This is a genomic window from Variovorax sp. LjRoot84 (genome assembly GCF_964254305.1).
In the GTDB taxonomy this organism is placed as follows: Bacteria; Pseudomonadota; Gammaproteobacteria; order Burkholderiales; family Burkholderiaceae_C; genus Variovorax.
Genome location: NZ_CAXUTE020000001.1, coordinates 5,050,659 through 5,066,563, shown reverse-complemented (window position 1 = coordinate 5,066,563; position 15,905 = coordinate 5,050,659). Strand labels below are relative to the sequence as shown.

Here is a 15,905-nt window from a genome sequence, read left to right as displayed (position 1 = left end):
CCTGTCCGTTTCTTTACAAGTGTGAGCAATGCCCGAGGATCGAATGCGGGCCGAACGGCTTACGGCTCCTGCCGACGTTCGACCGCGCCGGCGTGCATGCCGCGCCATCGAAAGCACGCCTCTCGAACCTCGTTGACCAATTCCGGCAGAGGCTCCGGCGCCGCATTGCTGTTGCCGCGCTGGACCACGAAGCGGGCTGGCGGCAGAGCCGGCAAGAAGGTCCCGGGCGGAATGGATCGCAGGCCCGGCGGCATGCCCGAAGGCGTCAGCACGGTGATGGCCAGTCCCGCGGCGGCCGCTGCGGCCAGTGCGCCAGAACTCTGCGCCGTCAGCACGATCCGCCAGTTCGAGTCGTGACCGGCCAACGATGCGAGTGCGGCCTCGCGAAATGGACAGGGTTCCGAAAGAAATGCGAGCGGAGCCGGCGCGTCGGGATCGAGCAATGCTCGCTCGGAAAAAGCCCAGACCAGCGGCTCCATCCAGAGTGTTTCCGTGTCGTCCCCCGCGTCGCAGACCGTTCCAACCATCAGGTCCAGCGACCGCTGCCGCACCTGCCTGGTAAGCAGCGTGCTGATGCCGCACATGACCTCCACGTGCACGTCCGGCCGGCGCTGGCGAAAGCTCGCGAGCGCGGCGAACAGCCATTCGCTGGGAAACCCTTCGGAGCATCCGAGGCGCAGCGTCGCCGGAGCATGGCGGGGCGCGGCGAGCCTGGAGACCGCCTGCTGCTGCAGACTGAGGATGCTCCTCGCATAGCTCAGCAGGACGCTGCCTTGTGCCGTGAGTTGCAGCGATCGGGTGGTGCGCTCGAAGACGCGGCAGCCTAGCTGCTCCTCCAGCCGTTTGATCTGCGCACTGACGGCCGATTGCGTCAGGTGCATGGCATCGGCCGCGCGCGTCACGCTGGCGTGGTCGGCGACCGAGACGAAGGCGCGCAGCAGCTGGGAGTCGAGCATGGCTGTTCAGTGCGGTTGATTCTGAATAGATGCAAATTATGTTGCTTGTGTGCTTTGTCCCGGGTGCCTAGCCTCGGCTGACCTAAACCACTCACCGCACGCCATGAAAGAACTGCTGTACATCGAGACCTCGCCGAGAACGACGCGCTCCGCCAGCATCGAAGTTGCCGGGGCGTTCATCGACGAGCTGACGCGCCTCCATCCGGAGTGCCGCGTAACCACCCTGAACCCATGGACGATGGAGCTGCCTGAGCTGTCGCAAGACATGCTCGACGCCAAGTACGCCGGCATCAACGGCGTACCGCTCACCGCCGCCCAGCAAACGGCGTGGGACGAAGTGCGGCGCATCGCCTCGCCCTTCCACGCCGCGGACCACATCGTGCTGGCGATGCCGCTCTGGAACTTCGGTGTTCCCTACAAGCTGAAGCACCTGATCGACGTGGTGTCGCACAAGGACGTGCTGTTCCGCTTCGACGCGTCTGGCCTCTCGGGCATGCTCCAGACCCGCATGGCGACAGTGGTGTGCGCAAGGGGGCTGGACTACCCGCTGGGGAAAGACGGCTCCGCGCACGCGCTCGACTTTCAGCTGCCCTACATCGAGACTTGGCTGCGCTTCATCGGCGTGCGCGAAGTGCGCTCCGTCGTCGTCGAAAAGACGCTGATGGGGCCGGAAGTCGATGCCGGCGCAAGAGCGGAGGCCAAACGCAGAGCCACCGAGCTCGCCGAGGGGCTCTGAACCAGCCGGTTGCAGGGCCGCGCGGACCCTGACACCATGGCCGCATGAGCACCTACCAACTTCACTGCTGACCCACGATTCAGGGCCGAGGCGAATTCGTGCGGCTCGCGCTCGAGCGGCCGGCGCGGACTCGATGTGGCGCGGCTGCCCGAGAAGAAGGAATCCGCGCTGAGCGACCGGCTCGATGATCCGATGATCCGGAGATCATCCGCCCGTCCTTCGCGCCGCCGTTCCTGATCGACGGCGACATCGTCGTCGGGCAGACCGCCGCCATCCTTCTATACTTCGGCCCGAGGCTGGGCCTCGCGGGCGTCGGCGAAGCCGACGGCCTGTGGACGCACCAGTTGCAGCTCACCGACGTGGTGGCGGAGGCGCACGCCACGCACCACCCGATCTCGACCGGCGCCTACTACGAAGACCAGCGCGATGCGGCCATGCAGCGCGCGCGGGCCTTCCGCGAAGAGCGCATTCCGAAGTTCCCGAACTGGTTCGAATGGGTGCTGCGGCGCAACCCGGCAGGCTCTTCGCACCTCGTGGGCGATGTGCTGACCTACGCCGACCTGTCGCTCTTCCAGTTGGTGGACGGCCTGCGCTATGCATTCCCTAAGGCGACGGCAAGAGCCTTGGCCGCCACACCGGCGGTCGAGAAACTGCACGACAACGTCAAGCGCCGCCAGCGCGTGCATGACTACCTGCAAAGCCCGCGCCGCATCGCATTCAATGAAGACTGGATCTCCTTCGTGTCAAGACTGGGACCGAAGCACACAGCTTGACCGATTGCCATGCATTTGTTCACAACGTGCGGAATCGTCGGTTGCCTCCAAGCACTAGACGCCCTCTGGCGAGGCAAGAAATGAACGACCGCTTCTATGGGGACTCTTTTGTCAAGCCTTTTTGATCAACGTATCGAAGCGGCATTTCATGGCGGCCCCCCAGGTGTTGCTGAGCGGGTGAGGCAGTGGCGCGGCACCCGGTGATGCATCCCTGATTCGAGGTCGGGGTATGGCGAGCGTTCGAGCCAGTGCTCGGACGAACTTCTATCCGTGCAGGGCGTGAACGCCTTGCACCTCATGCTGCATGCGCGCGAAGCGCACCGGCAAACCCCGGTTACCGGCGCGCCCCTTCTTTGGGAACGGTCACTTCTTTGCAGTGACCCGCAGTCGTTTCGGGCGCGTCGACCTTTGATCATGATGATGCGTTCCTTGGCCACCGTGCGTTGGAACAAGGCTGCTCGGGACTTCAGGCAGCGGCCGGCTTGAGCGAGGCTCCGACCGGGATCTCGCCGTACTGCAGATAGCGCCACAGCGCGATCGCCAGCCTCCTCGCCAAGGCGATGATGCCCACCCTACGCATGCGCTTGCCGCCACCAGCGAAGCGCCGGTTGAACCACTGGGTCAAGGCGCTGTCGGGTTGCAGGCGCAGCCAGCTCCAGGCGAGTTCGACCAGCATCGTGCGCGCTCGCTTGTTGCCGGCCTTGCTGATGCCTTGCTCGATCTGGCTGTCGCCGCTCGCATAGGGCGTAGGTGCCAACCCCAGGCAGCCGGCCAGTTCACGCCGGTTGGCGAAGCGCCGCCAGCCATACACCTCCTTGACCAGCACCCAGGCACCCTTGGGCCCGATGGCGCGCAGCTGGGCCAGTTGTGCCACCTGCGGCTGCTTGCCATCGGCCAGTTCCTGGCGTCGCTCGGCCTCCATCGCCTTCATCTGCTGCTTGACCAACGCAAGCCGCGCGCTCTCGCGCTCGATCTCGGCGCGCAAGACAGGCGGCACCTGCTCGCCATGGCGTTCCCACCAGCGCGCCCAGTCGCGTCCGCCGATGATGACGTGCGGGCGCAGGTTGTGCAGCACCAGCAGCGAGCCGATGCGGTTCGTGTGGGCAGTGCGCTCCTGCGTCAGCCGGGCGAATTCGCGGTGCGTGCGGCGCGCGTCTTCGTCCTCGGGCGTGGGCTCATGCAGCACCGACCACACACGCTCGCCGCGGTGATGGCGCAGTAGCATCGCCAACAGCTTGTCGCCATCGATCCGGTCGGTCTTGGCCCGCCTGGCGTGCCGGTTCACCTCGATGCTGGAGGAGTCGACCACGATGTTGTCGATGCCCTGCTCGATCAGCCAGCGGTGCAGCCACCAGCCGTCGCGGCCGGCTTCATAGCAGGAGTGCACCTTGGCCTGCGGCTCGAGCTTGCAGCGCTCCAAGACCTTGCCTATGCAGTGCGCAACTGCGGCCGTGTCGCCCGCATCCACGTTGTACCGGCTCGGGCCGCGGTGGCCATCGCTCGTCGTCACCTTCCAGGACTTGTCGCCGAGCTCGAAGCTCATGTACAACTCGCCCGCGATCGCCGTATCCTTGACTTGTGGGGCTGTCTGGGTTGTCGACATTTCCGTCTCCTTCGCTACAAAGAGGTTGGGAAGTTCCGTTCTAGCTCAACGGGTCTTGCCCGGGGAGTCCCACATAGCATCTTTGCCTGCGGCGGACTATCGCTTAGGGCCCAGAGCTGACTTACAGCGGACGTCCGCATCGCCTGTAAGCAGTCATTGGACGCCCGCAACACGAGGCGCTCTCAAGCGGACGCTCGCCGAGCGACGAAAAATGTGATGACCGCCGTGAGCTGGGCGAATCTGAGATAGATCAGTTTGCCACAGGTTCTTGCGGCCTCGGGAAATCACCGCCGGCAAGGTGGCTCGAAAGTATCCATAACCGGTCCCGCTTAGTCAAAAATCTCCACAACCTTAGGAAACTTACGACTGCTGCTGTGTGTTCCTTGCCATTAATGTCTGAGACATGCCATTAAAGGCTGAGACGCGGCATTTAAGTCTGAGACATCGAGCCGCAGCGAAGGACCGCTTTGCTGGCGGCATGCTCCGGTTGCCTCTCCCTCAGGCAGGCCCACACACTTCAGGAGAACTCATGTTTGACCACGTCAAATTCGGAGTCAGCGATTATGCAGCGAGCAAAGCGTTCTTCCTCAAGGCACTCGAACCGCTCGGCGTAGCTGTTGTCTCGGAGGGGCCCCCGACGTACGGTGTCGAGCTTAGCCCAAAGGGTAAGGCTTCATTGTGCCTGTACCAAACCGAGGAGAAGCCGGCGCATCTTCACCTGGCGTTCACGGCCGAGAATCGCCAGCAAGTCGAAGCTTTCTATCGCGCGGCTCTGGAGGCGGGTGGCAAGGACAATGGTGCGCCTGGTCTGCGCCCGCACTACCACGCGAACTACTTTGCAGCTTTCGTTATTGGTCCGGACGGGCACAACATCGAAGTGGTTTGCAACGAACCCGAGGCCTAACCCATCAATCGAGGGGACGTCCACAAGCGGGCTTCGCCCACTTGCGGCCGCCCCTCATGTCAAACGTTGAAAGACTGCTTCCAGCCCTGAGGCTGAAGTTCGCGGATGAGAACTGGATTCTTTCACAGGAATGCAGTTCGTGCTGCCGCCCCTGAAGATGCAAAGGCCCGCCCCTCTGCGAGCGATGGCTCGCTCATCCATGGTCACAGTCCGCGCTTCTGGAATTCCTCGCCCGCAATCCGCATCGCGCCCTGCACCGCTGGAAAGCCGAAGTAAGCCACCATGTTCAGCAGCGTCTCGACGATCTCCTCGCGGCTGGCGCCGACGTTGAGCGCAGCATTGATGTGCACACGCAAGGGCGTTTCCGTCGTCTGGGTCGCGCGACCTGCCAGCGCGGCGCAGGCCGTCAGCTCACGCGTCTTGGGGTCGAGTCCGGGACGACAGAAGATGTCGCCATAGGAATGCTCGACGATCATCTGGCCGATCTCAGGCGCCACGTCCTCGAAGCTGCGGACAACGGCTTCGCCTGATCCACCCGAGGTCGCGGCGAGCGCGGCAAGCCCGCGCTCCCTTCTCCGGGCCCCGTTCTCCGCGCTGGGCTTCAGGCCCGGAACGGCAGAACCGACAGCGGGCACCTCGTCACGCTCCTCGAACGCTTGCGCGGCGACACCGAATGCGTTCAGCGCGGCAGGGAAGCCGGCATAGACGCTGACCTGGATCAGCGCTTCGATGATTTCGTCCTTTGTGGTGCCGACCTTGAGGGCGCTCTCGAGATGGAGGCGCAGCGCATCCTGGCGGTTGCCGACCGTTGCCAGCATGGTCGCGATGACGAGATGCTTGGTCTTGTTCTCGAGCCCGCCGCGCGCCAGCACATCTCCAAAGGCGAACTCGATCGACCATTGCGCCAGTTCGGGCGAGATGGCCTCGAACGACGCAAGATAGTCCGAGGGCGGACCTTGCATGAGCTCGCCGAACGCCTTGAGGCCGCGCGCGTACCGGCTGCTGCCCGCATCGGGTTCCGGCAGCATTGGAGAGAACGGGAAGGACCGATCCGCAAGGATCTGGCGAACGATCCCGATCATGTTGATCGCCGCCGGAAAACCAAGGATCGCCGTGGCGATGAACATGACTTCCACGAGATCCTGAGCGCTGCCTCCGACGTTCAGCAGACCTTCCATGTGAAATCGCAGCTGAGGCTGAGCGGATCCCTGGGCGATGAGCGAGCCCACGTTGCAGAGCTGTCGAAGCCGAAGATCGAGCCCGGGGCGCGAGAGAACGTCGCCGTAGGGATAGTCGACAGTGAAGCGCGCCATGTCCGGCGACACGCGTCCAAGGCGGCCGATGGGGCCGTCGTACTCGGGCCCGCCGATCTGCCGAAGAATGGCCAGGCCCCGCGCGTGGCGCGCTTCTGCATCATCGGAACGCGGCGCATCGTTGTCCGATGCGGTCTTGCCGTTGTCGTTGGTCATCGAGATTCCTTTGTGATCAGCTCGTCACTTGCCTTCGAGCATCCGAACAGATGTCAACGCAACAATGGCGGAGCAAGTTGAAATGCGGCGGGCGGCCGAGCAAGTTCAATAGGGACTTGCCGTTGGCCGAACGATGATCTCGCTGGTGTCGACGTCGTCGGGTTGGTCGATGGCGAAGGCCACGGCTCTCGCGATCGCATAGGGCGAGATCGAGATCTGTCTGTAGCCGCGCATAACTTCGCGCGCGCTCGCGTCCGAGATGCTCTCGGCGAGCTCCGACTCGGTGACGCCAGGGGAGACCAACGTAACGCGGATGTCGCCGCCGACCTCCTGGCGAAGGCCCTCCGAGATCGCCCGCACGGCGAACTTGGTCGCGCAGTACACCGCGGCCGTCGGAGACACCGAGTGCGCCCCGATCGAAGCCATGTTGATGAACTGTCCGCTGCCTTGCGCCCGCATCCGGGGCAGGCCCGCGGCGATGCCATGCAGGACGCCGCGGATGTTCACGTCGATCATCCGGTCCCATTCTTTGACCTTGGTCTCTTCGAGGGTGACAGCGGCATGACCCCCGCGTTGTTCACGATGACATCGACACGACCGAACTCGCGCGCGGCGAATTCAACGAACGAATCGACGTCCTCGCGCTTCGTCACGTCGACTGCGCGAAAGCGGGCCTGTCCGCCTTCGCGGGTGATCGCCCCGGCGATGGATTCCAACTTTTCGGTTCGGCGAGCGCCCAGCACGACGCGAGCGCCGCGCTCGGACAGCAAACGCGCGGTGGCCTCGCCGATTCCGCTGCTGGCGCCGGTGATGACGACGACTTTTCCTTCAATTCCAGACATGACTGCTCCTAGGGTGGTGGGTTGAATCCTTGCGCTGTTGCAGGGACGAGATGCAGTCTAGGAACGGGAGCCCGGAGAGCGGTATGTCATTCCCGGCGCATCCTTGCCTAATCCTCGCCAGCGCAAGCCGCGCCCGTGAGGGCCCGCCACGGCGGGCTTGCCGCGCATCGAAGCGCTGGTCCTGGCGCCCTGGAATGCGGCTCGGCTGACCGAAAGCGGGACTGGCACCGAGCTGGCGGGGTTGGGGGCCATGTCCTGGTCGGACTGCCAGCACACGGGCACCGTGGCGAGATAGTGCGTGCGCGGCTCGATGTCGCGCAGTGCGGATTCGAGCGTCGGATAGACGTCGCCCGCATGCAGATCGAAGGCGCCCGGTTTGCCTTGGCGGTGAAACCAGCCGCTGCGATAAAGGTTGATGTAGCCGGTGATCTTCACGATTCGTCCTCAGTGGCGGAATGCCCGGTGTTGCGAGCACCGCAGGGGTTGATTGCTGTCGGCCAGCCTGCTGCCGCGGATGAATCCAGCGGCGGCAGGCTGGCCGGCGGGCTTACCAGGGTTGCGTGGTGGGCAGCACGAAGACCTCTGCCACATTCACGTGCTTCGGCGCCTTCAGCGCGAACAGGATCGTGTCGGCGATGTCCTCGGCCTTGAGGAAGGTCATCTGGTCCTTCAGCTGCTCCATCTGCTCGCGGTACTTCTCGTCGGAGATGTGCTCGAACAGCTCGGACTCGACCGCGCCCGGTTGAATGCAGGTGACGCGGATGTTGTGCTTGGGCGCAACCTCCAGCCGCAGACCCTCCGAGAACGCGGTCACCGCGTGCTTGCTGGAGCAGTACACCGACAGGCCCGGGAACACCTTGCGCCCGGCGATCGACGAGGTGTTGACGATGTGCCCGCCACCCTGCTTCTTCATGTACGGCAGGACCCCTGCCGTCGTGTTCAGCAGGCCCTTGACGTTGACGTCCATCATGCGGTGCCATTCGTCCGTCTTCAGGCTCTCGACGTCCGAGATCGGCATCAGGCCGGCGTTGTTGAAGGCGATGTCGATCGCACCATAGGTGTCGGCCAGCTTCTTGACGCCGGCGGCGACTGCCGCAGGATCGGTGACGTCCATGGCGATCGCCACGGCCTCGCCACCTGCAGCGCGGATCTCGGCAACGAGTTGCTCCAGACGGTCCAGACGGCGGGCGGCAACGCCCACCTTCACGCCGTTGGCCGCCAGCTTGCGCGCGGTTGCGGCGCCGATGCCGCTCGAGGCGCCAGACACGAGTGCGACTTTTCCATTGAGTTCCATGACAGTTCCTTTTCCATTCATCAAAGTTGAGGTTTGCGTGCCTCAACGATCAAGCTGTTGAGAAGCGTTGAACTTCGCCGGGCACGGGATGAATGGTCGCGGCGATGCGCTTTTCGAGCGCTCGCTGCCTTGCGGAGCCTGTCGGGGTTTTGCTGTCGGAACAGCGGCAGTCAGGCTTGCCCGCGGTACTCGCTCGGCGCGACGCCGACTTCGCGCTTGAACACTTGCGCGAAATGGCTTGGACTTGCATATCCCACATCGAGTCCCACCTCGATCACCGGCTTGCCGGTCTCGCGAAGAAGGCGGCGTGCCCTGTCGACGCGCAGGCGGATGAAGTACCGGGAGGGGGAGAAGCCGGTGGTCTTCTTGAACGCTCTGCAGAAGTGGAACTCGCTCAGGCCTGCGGCGCGTGCCAGGGGCTGCAGGCGGAATTCCTCGTCCAGGCGCTCTTCGAGCATGGCGATGATGCGATGGAGCTTGAATGCGGGCAGCCCGCCGCGTGGGGCGGATGGGCGCCGGCCGGCGTCGGGATAGGCGCGAACCAGGTGCACGGCCAGGCCCTGCGCCAGGCCCTGGACCATCAGCGTGCTCGGCTGACGGTGGGCCATGAGCTCGCTGCGAATCTGCCCGAGAAACATCGAGAGTGTTGGATCGTTCGCCCCGGACACCTCCCTCAAGGCAAGCTCAACTTGGTCTGCGCCGTGGACGTCGCGCACTGCGCGTTTCATGACGTCCAATCCCAGGTAGATGTGCATCACCTGGAAGGGCTCCTTTCCTTCGGTCGTCCATCGCAGTTCGCAAGGCTTCGGCGAGGTGGTCAGGAAGAAGTCTCCGGCGCGCACCCGGCTGGCCATCCACCGCCCCCCGAGTTCGCGCTCCTCGACGACAGCGCTTCCCGACAGCACCCACACGATCAGCGGCTCGGGAACCGCCGGGATGATCAGGCTCTCCTGGACGGGCCGGCGAAGGAAGACCTGCACCAACAGGTCTTTCCACGGCCGCCCCTTGCTGCTGGCGAGCAGCTCGCCGGGGACGCGTTCGTCGAGCGCTTCGGCGGAGGATCGTTCCTGCAGGGGCATCGTTCGGTGAAGGGTGAGTGCTGCCAGCGCCCTTCAAATCGGCCAGGCGCGCCGGGAATAGGGCGAATGCTACTTCCGAGCGCCGAATGAGCGGCGAGCTACGGCACCAGAATGGCTGAACCCGAGCGACGACGAGCGGCAATGTCTTCATGCGCACGCGCTGCCTCTGACAGCGCGTATCGCGTGATGTCGATCTGCCCGAACGTACCGGCTCGAAGCGCGTGGAACGGATACACCGAAGAGCCTGCCGGCCGCATCGGCCGATCCGCGCTGGCTGGTGGACAGCGCGGTGATCTCGAAGTCGTCCGCGAGCGACTTCAAGGCCGGGATGTGCGCCTGCGCCGCCCATCCGCGAACCGGACTGGCGCCGATGATGCCGACGCGAATCTTCTTGCTTGCGTCGTTGGTCATGGTGGTCAACCGAGATCACTTCGCGCGCGGCAGAACTGACGAGAAGCTGTAGCGGGCGATCTTCCATTGCCCGCCCGTCTTGCGCAGCAGGAACAGCTCCTGGTTACTGCCCGGAATCTCGGCGCCGTTGGCGACGATCTTGACGGTACCGCTCGAGGTCGTGCGCAGCATGGCCCACTCCGGCGACAGCAGCTTCGCCTCGGCGATCTGGAACTTCAGCTTCAGCGCGATCGCCTGGAAGACGCCGGCATAGGCCTCGCGCAGCACCTTGGTGCCGATGGCCGTCGGGCTCTCCGGCGCCATGAACACGCCATCGTCCGTGTAGAGCTGCACGGCAGCATTCACATCGCCGGTGTTCAGCGCGTGCTCGTACCTGTTCAGCAACTGCTCGATTTCGGCCCGCTGGGCGGCCTGCGCCGTGCTCGACGGCTGGGCCTGGGCGCTGGGCGCCACGGCTTGAAGAGCAAGGCAAGCAGCTGCGACAGCCCAAGAGGTCTTCATCATGTTCAATCCTTGTGTTGACGCGGCGATTCGCGCGGAATGAACAATAGGGATCTAGCCTCGGTCGCACTAGCCGGTGCGAGCTCAAATCACTTTCTCGCCAGTGAGAAGCTGGCAGCCGGGTCGCCGTGCCGGGCTTGCCTTCACGCCAGGGGATGGGCTTCGAAGTAGCTCACGCAAAAGTCCTTGAAGGCACGCACCAGCGGCGACAGGTTTCTATTGCTGGGGAACGCGACGCTCAGCTTGGCGCTGGCGAACTGCCACTCGGGCAGAAGCTCCACCAACCGGCCTTGCTGCAGCGCCGCCTGGCACAGAAAGCTGGGCAACTCCGAGATGCCCCGCCCGCCGACCAGGCCCTGCAGCACGCCCGCATAGTCGTTGATCACCAGCCGCGGCTCGGGCTCGATGCGCACCGACTCGTGCTCGCGGCTCAGCGTCCACGCCAGCGGCCGCTCCCAGCGGGCGAACGCGAGCTGTACATGCGAAGCCACGTCTTCCGGTCGCGTCACCGGCTCGATGCGCGCCAGGTAGTCCGGCGAGGCCAGCAGCCGCGGTCGCTGGACGGCGACGGTGCTGGCGACGACGCTGCTGTCGCGATTGCTCGGCTGACCGCCGCGGATCGAAAGGTCGATGCCGTCGGCGATGTAGTCGATGTAGCGCTCGGTGACCAGGCAATGCACCGTCACCCTGGGATAGCGCTGCTGGAAGGCGCTGACCAACGGAACGACCGCCAAGTCGGACATGCTCGGCGGGATCGAGATTCGCAGCCGGCCCGAGACTTCGGCTTGGCGCTGCGTCACCAGCGAATCGGCCGCATCGAACTCGGTCAGGCCGCGGCGGCAGGACTCGAAGTAGCCCTGGCCGATCTCGGTCATGCGCAGTTGCCGGGTCGAGCGCTCGAGCAAACGAACGCCCAGCGCCTTTTCCAACTCGGCAATCTTGCGACTGACCGTGGACACCGGCACGCCCTCACGCGCAGCCGCTTTGGAGAAGCTCCCCGCTTCGACCACCCGCACGTAGAGGGCCATCGCGTTCTTGTCAGTGTTCATCGGCCTTCTTGCAGTTTCGTACGATCAGCGTACCGGTTTGAGTCGGTAGTCGTCGCTACCATGCCGAGACGCGACGGCGAACTCAACTATGCCAACGCTCGTGAATTCAGTGGCAGGTGTCGCGCCGGCCGCGCATCGGGACGGAGTTTGTCTACCGATACTGGTCGCTCGGAGAGTCTAGACATACCGGGCCCAGCTTTGCCCCCTGAGTACGCGCTCGATGTCGCGCGTCGCTACCGTCAGGCTCTGCATGAGGGTAGTCTGCCGCGCCTTCGTCATACGGGCATTGACCCCTGCCACGCTGATGGCGCCCAGCACGTGGCCAAGACTGTCTCTGAAACTTCGGCCAACCGCCGTGACCCCTGGGGTAATGCGGTTGCGAATCAGGGAGCACCCAGTCTCGCGCGCCGTCTGCAGCGATTCGCGAAGGATGTGCTCGGGGAAGTCCCACTCCTTGGCGATGCGTTCTTGCACCTGCGCCAAGGTGGCCTGCTGCTCGTCATCGTCCAGTGCTGCAAGGATGGCCAGTCCGCCGGCCCCTAAGCCGAGCGGACGGCGGCTGCCCACATGCAGCGTGACAACTCTGACCGGCGTAGGCCCTTCGACCAGGTCGATGCAAACGGCCTCGATGCCACTGCGCTGGATCAGATAGACCGTCTCTGCGGTTTCACTCGCCAACTGCTCGATCAATGGACGGCATAGGCTCCGAATGTCGAACTGGTGGGTAGCCGCAAGCCCCAGTTCATAGGCCAATGGACCCAGCGCGTACCGCTTCGAGTCCTCCATCTTCATTGCCAAACGCTCGGCGATCAGTTGGGCGAGCAGCCGGTGAGCTGTGCTGTTGGAGAGTCCGGTGTCGCGTGCCAATGCGGTCAGCGCCGCACCCCGCCGGCCCGCTGTAGCCAGCACACGCAGCAGTGCGACAGAGCGCTGTAGCAACCCCGCTCCTGCCGCGCCGGCCGCTTCGGCCGCTTCGGGCGCGCCGGCCTTCACATCATGCGTTTCCACTGAATGGAAATTCTAGGCGGAAGCGTCGATCAAAGTCCAAGAATTGACGTCAATGCAAACCGCCTTGTTGGCGGGGCCCTAGGAAAGACATGGAGCGTCAAACATGAAACTCGCCACCCTGAAGCGCGGAGGCCGCGATGGCACCCTGATCGTCGTCAACAAGGCCCTGACCCGAGCCGCGTCGGCGCGGGAGATTGCCCCAACGCTTCAGTACGCCCTTGAGCGTTGGGCGACCGTTGCGCCTCAGCTGCACGAGTTGCATGAGCGCCTTGAGCAGGGGGAGCTCACCGATGTGTTCGATCTGGACATCGACGCGCTGGCCAGCCCACTTCCTCGGAGCTATCAGTTCCTGGACGGGTCCGTGTACCTCCATCACATGGAGAAGGCGCGCAAAGCGCGCGGCGCTGACATGCCGCCGAACTACAAGACCGATCCGCTGATGTATCAGGGCCTGTCGGACCGCTTCGACGGCCCGCGCGACCCGATGCGCCTACCCGATGAAAGCCTGGGCATTGACTACGAGGCCGAGGTCGCGGTGGTGGTTGATGATGTGCCCATGGGGACGACCGCTGACGAAGCCGCGTCCCACATCAAGCTGGTGATGCTGCTCAACGACTTCACCCTTCGCACCCTGACACGCAGCGAGTTGCCGAAGCAGTTCGGCTTCGTGCAAGCCAAGCCCACGAGCTCGTTCTCGCCTGTTGCCGTGACGCCGGAGGAGCTGGGCGACGCTTGGGATGGGCGAAAGCTCAGCCTCCCAATCCTGTCCTTCATCAACGGACGCGCGATGGGTCGTGCCAACACCGGGCGAGATATGTTTTTCGACTATCCGCAGCTGATCGCCCATGCGGCGCGCACGCGCTCGCTGAGCGCCGGCACCATCATTGGGGCCGGTGCCGTATCAAACCTCGATCCAGAAGCCGGGTACGCATGCATCGCTGAAGCGCGCGCTGACGAGGAGCTCAAGCACGGGCAGGCCAGCACACCCTGGTTCAGGTTTGGCGACTCGGTGCGCATCGAGATGTTGGATGGCGCGGGCCAAACGATCTTCGGCGCCATCGAACAGCGCATCCAGAAGGCCTGACGCGCCATGCTGGTCGAGCAACGCACCTACACAACGCATCCCGGCAAGGTACGGGAGTATCTTGCGCTGTACGAGACGGAAGGCCTCGCCGTGCAGCGCCGCATCCTCGGGCGCATGGTGGGCTATTACCGTTCCGAAATCGGTGAACTGAATCAGGTGATTCACCTGTGGGCGTATGTCGATCTGTCGGAACGCGAGCAGCGCCGCGCAGCGCTGCTTGCAGACCCACAGTTCAAAGCCTACGTACAGAAGATGCTGCCACTGCTCGTGCGCCAAGAGTCGCGACTTCTCATTCCCGCCTCCTTCTTCACCCCCACATGGCAGGACTGAGCCACTGAAGCTCTTCCAGCCTCCATCATCAGGAGTTCAAGCATGCTTTGCAAGAAACTGCACCACGCCGCCTATCGTTGCAAGGACGCGGACGAGACCACCAAGTTCTACACCGAGATGCTGGGTCTGAAGTTCGCCCATGCCATGGGTGAGGACCATGTGCCGTCAACGGGGAAATACAGCCCCCACGTGCACATCTTCTTCGAGCTCGAGGATGGCAGTTCCATCGCTTTCTTTGAGTGCCCTAAGGACCCGGGTGAGATCAAGGACATGGCTTCCCCAGACTGGATTCAGCACTTCGCCTTCGAGGTAGAGAGTGTGGAGGTCCTGATGCGTGCGAAGGAGGATTTGCAGGCAAAGGGATTGAAGGTCGTAGGGCCGACAAATCATGATGACTTCATCACCTCGATCTACTTCTTCGATCCCTCCGGGCACCGACTAGAGCTGACCGCACGCACGTGCCACGACCCAGCTCGGCTGCAGAGCTTCGCCGACGAGGCACCGGAGGTTCTTGCGCTTTGGTCCGAGACCCATGACTGGTCCCAACGCGCCAAACTGTTCGGCAGCAGTTCCGGCTACCAGCGCTCCTGAGCGACCAACCCGTTACACCGAGGTGTGACGCGACATCCTTTCCAACTACAAGCACGAGACAAGCCATGATTCGACGCCAACTATTCGCAGCCATTCTTGCCGCCCCGCTCGTCGCTCAAGCTGCGGGCTACCCCGACCGGCCCATCACGCTTGTCCACGGGTTCAACGCCGGCGGCAACGCGGACGTGGTCGCGCGCATCATCGCGCTGCCGCTGTCCAAGGAGTTGGGGCAATCAGTCGTCGTCGACCCCAAGGCCGGTGCGGGCGGCAACCTGGCATCGGGACAGGTCGCCAAGGCCCCCGCCGATGGCTACACGCTCATCCTGCAGACGGGCGGACATGCAGTGTCGGCCGCGATGATGAAGAAGCAGCCTTTTGACCCGTTGGAGAGCTTCGACTGGGTCTCCGTGGTCACCAAGTTCCCATTGGTGCTGGCGGTCAATGCGCAGAGCAGGTTCAAGAACATAAAGGATGTACTTGTTGCTGCGAAGGCCGCGCCTGGCACCATCTCGTTCAGCTCCGTGGGCATCGGCTCGACTCAGCACCTATCAGGTGAACTGTTCCAGGCCGCCGCAGGCATCGAGCTCATCCACATCCCCTACAAAGGAGGGGCGGCCCCGCTCCAGGATGTATTGGGTGGGCGTGTTGACCTGATGTTCGACTCCGTGACGGTGACCCGGACCCATATCGAGTCGGGCAAGCTCCGTGGCCTCGGCGTGACATCGACTAACCGCGCTCCGCAGCTGCCCAGTGTGCCTCCGATGAAAGACTCGGTGCCAGGTTTCGAAGTGACATCCTGGACCGGTGTTGCCGCACCGAGGGGCCTTCCGCCTGCAGTGGCGCAGCGCCTGCACGAGGCCTTGGTCAAGGTGTTGGCTCAGCCAGATGTCGTCAAGCAGCTCGAGGCGACTGGCGGTGTCGCCAGCCCTTCGTCGAGCGGTGCTGAGATGAAGACTTTTGTTCAGGCGCAAGTCAGTCGGTGGTCCAAGGTGGTGAAGGACGCGAACGTTCCCATGCAATAGCCTGTATGAACAACAGCTTCATTGACGTCGTTGGTCTGTGTGGCAGCCTGCGCGCCGCCTCTATCAATCGCATGGCTCTCGGCTTGGCTGGCCAGGTAATGCCTGGGGGAATGGAGGCATGTTCAAGAACATGCTCGACTGGCTGTCGCGCGTTGATGCCCAGCCTTTCGCCTACAAGCCCGTGGCGATGATGTCGGCATCTACCGGAGCCCGGCGCACTGCGCGCCTTGATAAGATTTGGGAGTTGTTGGGC

The 15,905-nt window shown here is 63.8% G+C and carries 17 protein-coding genes and 2 pseudogenes; 8 read left to right on the top strand and 11 right to left on the bottom strand.

Annotated elements, in window-relative coordinates; genetic code table 11:
- Positions 1 to 59: 59 nt before the first annotated feature.
- The gene (locus ACSQ9I_RS25115; protein WP_436314869.1) at positions 60 to 956 is read right to left on the bottom strand and encodes a LysR family transcriptional regulator; all 897 of its coding nucleotides are present in this window, start codon (positions 954 to 956) and stop codon (positions 60 to 62) included.
- A 103-nt stretch (positions 957 to 1,059) separates the two neighbouring features.
- On the opposite strand from ACSQ9I_RS25115, the gene ACSQ9I_RS25110 reads away from it, so the two are divergent.
- Complete coding sequence (locus ACSQ9I_RS25110; RefSeq protein ID WP_436314868.1) at positions 1,060 to 1,692, top strand: FMN-dependent NADH-azoreductase; 633 nt, start codon at positions 1,060 to 1,062, stop codon at positions 1,690 to 1,692.
- Between the two features lie 344 nt (positions 1,693 to 2,036).
- On the top strand, positions 2,037 to 2,465 hold the full coding sequence (locus ACSQ9I_RS25105) for a glutathione S-transferase C-terminal domain-containing protein (protein ID WP_436314867.1): 429 nt from the start codon (positions 2,037 to 2,039) through the stop codon (positions 2,463 to 2,465).
- A gap of 466 nt (positions 2,466 to 2,931) precedes the next feature.
- On the opposite strand, the gene ACSQ9I_RS25100 is transcribed toward ACSQ9I_RS25105, so the two are convergent.
- Positions 2,932 to 4,068: an IS110 family transposase gene (locus ACSQ9I_RS25100; protein ID WP_436314478.1), complete on the bottom strand. Its 1,137-nt coding sequence runs from the start codon at positions 4,066 to 4,068 to the stop codon at positions 2,932 to 2,934.
- A 529-nt stretch (positions 4,069 to 4,597) separates the two neighbouring features.
- Here ACSQ9I_RS25100 and ACSQ9I_RS25095 point away from each other — a divergent pair.
- A complete protein-coding gene (locus ACSQ9I_RS25095; protein WP_436314866.1) occupies positions 4,598 to 4,972 on the top strand; it encodes a VOC family protein in 375 nt (124 codons plus the stop codon).
- A 203-nt stretch (positions 4,973 to 5,175) separates the two neighbouring features.
- On the opposite strand, the gene ACSQ9I_RS25090 is transcribed toward ACSQ9I_RS25095, so the two are convergent.
- From ACSQ9I_RS25090 to ACSQ9I_RS25050, 9 genes and pseudogenes are all read right to left on the bottom strand, one after another.
- Positions 5,176 to 6,285, bottom strand: coding sequence for a carboxymuconolactone decarboxylase family protein (locus tag ACSQ9I_RS25090; protein ID WP_436315823.1), 1,110 nt, complete (start codon positions 6,283 to 6,285; stop codon positions 5,176 to 5,178).
- 261 nt (positions 6,286 to 6,546) lie between these two features.
- Positions 6,547 to 7,283, bottom strand: a pseudogene (locus ACSQ9I_RS25085) (SDR family oxidoreductase).
- 57 nt (positions 7,284 to 7,340) lie between these two features.
- Entirely contained in the window at positions 7,341 to 7,718 is a 378-nt protein-coding gene (locus ACSQ9I_RS25080; protein ID WP_436314865.1) for a hypothetical protein, read from the bottom strand.
- A 112-nt stretch (positions 7,719 to 7,830) separates the two neighbouring features.
- Positions 7,831 to 8,577: an SDR family oxidoreductase gene (locus ACSQ9I_RS25075; protein WP_436314864.1), complete on the bottom strand. Its 747-nt coding sequence runs from the start codon at positions 8,575 to 8,577 to the stop codon at positions 7,831 to 7,833.
- Between the two features lie 170 nt (positions 8,578 to 8,747).
- Positions 8,748 to 9,656, bottom strand: coding sequence for a helix-turn-helix domain-containing protein (locus ACSQ9I_RS25070; RefSeq protein WP_436314863.1), 909 nt, complete (start codon positions 9,654 to 9,656; stop codon positions 8,748 to 8,750).
- A 147-nt stretch (positions 9,657 to 9,803) separates the two neighbouring features.
- Positions 9,804 to 10,067, bottom strand: a complete 264-nt coding sequence (locus ACSQ9I_RS25065; RefSeq protein WP_436314862.1) for a hypothetical protein — start codon at positions 10,065 to 10,067, stop codon at positions 9,804 to 9,806.
- 15 nt (positions 10,068 to 10,082) lie between these two features.
- Positions 10,083 to 10,571, bottom strand: coding sequence for a YybH family protein (locus ACSQ9I_RS25060; RefSeq protein ID WP_436314861.1), 489 nt, complete (start codon positions 10,569 to 10,571; stop codon positions 10,083 to 10,085).
- A gap of 140 nt (positions 10,572 to 10,711) precedes the next feature.
- The gene (locus ACSQ9I_RS25055) at positions 10,712 to 11,617 is read right to left on the bottom strand and encodes a LysR substrate-binding domain-containing protein (protein ID WP_436314860.1); all 906 of its coding nucleotides are present in this window, start codon (positions 11,615 to 11,617) and stop codon (positions 10,712 to 10,714) included.
- A 177-nt stretch (positions 11,618 to 11,794) separates the two neighbouring features.
- Positions 11,795 to 12,625 carry an IclR family transcriptional regulator gene (locus ACSQ9I_RS25050; protein WP_436314859.1) on the bottom strand — a complete coding sequence of 277 codons (831 nt, stop codon included), beginning with the start codon at positions 12,623 to 12,625 and terminating at the stop codon, positions 11,795 to 11,797.
- Between the two features lie 103 nt (positions 12,626 to 12,728).
- Here ACSQ9I_RS25050 and ACSQ9I_RS25045 point away from each other — a divergent pair, with 103 nt between their 5' ends.
- The 5 genes and pseudogenes from ACSQ9I_RS25045 to ACSQ9I_RS25025 all read left to right on the top strand — a co-directional run.
- Positions 12,729 to 13,709, top strand: coding sequence for a fumarylacetoacetate hydrolase family protein (locus tag ACSQ9I_RS25045; RefSeq protein WP_436314858.1), 981 nt, complete (start codon positions 12,729 to 12,731; stop codon positions 13,707 to 13,709).
- Positions 13,710 to 13,715: 6 nt separating this feature from the next.
- Complete coding sequence (locus ACSQ9I_RS25040) at positions 13,716 to 14,039, top strand: NIPSNAP family protein (RefSeq protein ID WP_436314857.1); 324 nt, start codon at positions 13,716 to 13,718, stop codon at positions 14,037 to 14,039.
- Between the two features lie 42 nt (positions 14,040 to 14,081).
- Entirely contained in the window at positions 14,082 to 14,630 is a 549-nt protein-coding gene (locus tag ACSQ9I_RS25035; protein ID WP_436305374.1) for a VOC family protein, read from the top strand.
- Positions 14,631 to 14,695: 65 nt separating this feature from the next.
- Positions 14,696 to 15,652, top strand: a complete 957-nt coding sequence (locus tag ACSQ9I_RS25030) for a Bug family tripartite tricarboxylate transporter substrate binding protein (protein ID WP_436314856.1) — start codon at positions 14,696 to 14,698, stop codon at positions 15,650 to 15,652.
- A gap of 118 nt (positions 15,653 to 15,770) precedes the next feature.
- A pseudogene (locus ACSQ9I_RS25025) lies at positions 15,771 to 15,830 on the top strand (NADPH-dependent FMN reductase); the annotation flags it as partial.
- Between the last annotated feature and the right edge of the window lie 75 nt (positions 15,831 to 15,905).

Bases quoted from the DNA above. Each gene is read 5' to 3' on its own strand.
- ACSQ9I_RS25115 (WP_436314869.1), bottom strand. From the start codon at position 956: ATGCTCGACTCCCAGCTGCTGCGCGCCTTCGTCTCGGTCGCCGACCAC.
- ACSQ9I_RS25110 (WP_436314868.1), top strand. From the start codon at position 1,060: ATGAAAGAACTGCTGTACATCGAGACCTCGCCGAGAACGACGCGCTCC.
- ACSQ9I_RS25100 (WP_436314478.1), bottom strand. From the start codon at position 4,068: ATGTCGACAACCCAGACAGCCCCACAAGTCAAGGATACGGCGATCGCG.
- ACSQ9I_RS25095 (WP_436314866.1), top strand. From the start codon at position 4,598: ATGTTTGACCACGTCAAATTCGGAGTCAGCGATTATGCAGCGAGCAAA.
- ACSQ9I_RS25090 (WP_436315823.1), bottom strand. From the start codon at position 6,285: ATGGCGCGCTTCACTGTCGACTATCCCTACGGCGACGTTCTCTCGCGC.
- ACSQ9I_RS25075 (WP_436314864.1), bottom strand. From the start codon at position 8,577: ATGGAACTCAATGGAAAAGTCGCACTCGTGTCTGGCGCCTCGAGCGGC.
- ACSQ9I_RS25070 (WP_436314863.1), bottom strand. From the start codon at position 9,656: ATGCCCCTGCAGGAACGATCCTCCGCCGAAGCGCTCGACGAACGCGTC.
- ACSQ9I_RS25065 (WP_436314862.1), bottom strand. From the start codon at position 10,067: ATGACCAACGACGCAAGCAAGAAGATTCGCGTCGGCATCATCGGCGCC.
- ACSQ9I_RS25060 (WP_436314861.1), bottom strand. From the start codon at position 10,571: ATGATGAAGACCTCTTGGGCTGTCGCAGCTGCTTGCCTTGCTCTTCAA.
- ACSQ9I_RS25055 (WP_436314860.1), bottom strand. From the start codon at position 11,617: ATGAACACTGACAAGAACGCGATGGCCCTCTACGTGCGGGTGGTCGAA.
- ACSQ9I_RS25045 (WP_436314858.1), top strand. From the start codon at position 12,729: ATGAAACTCGCCACCCTGAAGCGCGGAGGCCGCGATGGCACCCTGATC.
- ACSQ9I_RS25040 (WP_436314857.1), top strand. From the start codon at position 13,716: ATGCTGGTCGAGCAACGCACCTACACAACGCATCCCGGCAAGGTACGG.
- ACSQ9I_RS25035 (WP_436305374.1), top strand. From the start codon at position 14,082: ATGCTTTGCAAGAAACTGCACCACGCCGCCTATCGTTGCAAGGACGCG.
- ACSQ9I_RS25030 (WP_436314856.1), top strand. From the start codon at position 14,696: ATGATTCGACGCCAACTATTCGCAGCCATTCTTGCCGCCCCGCTCGTC.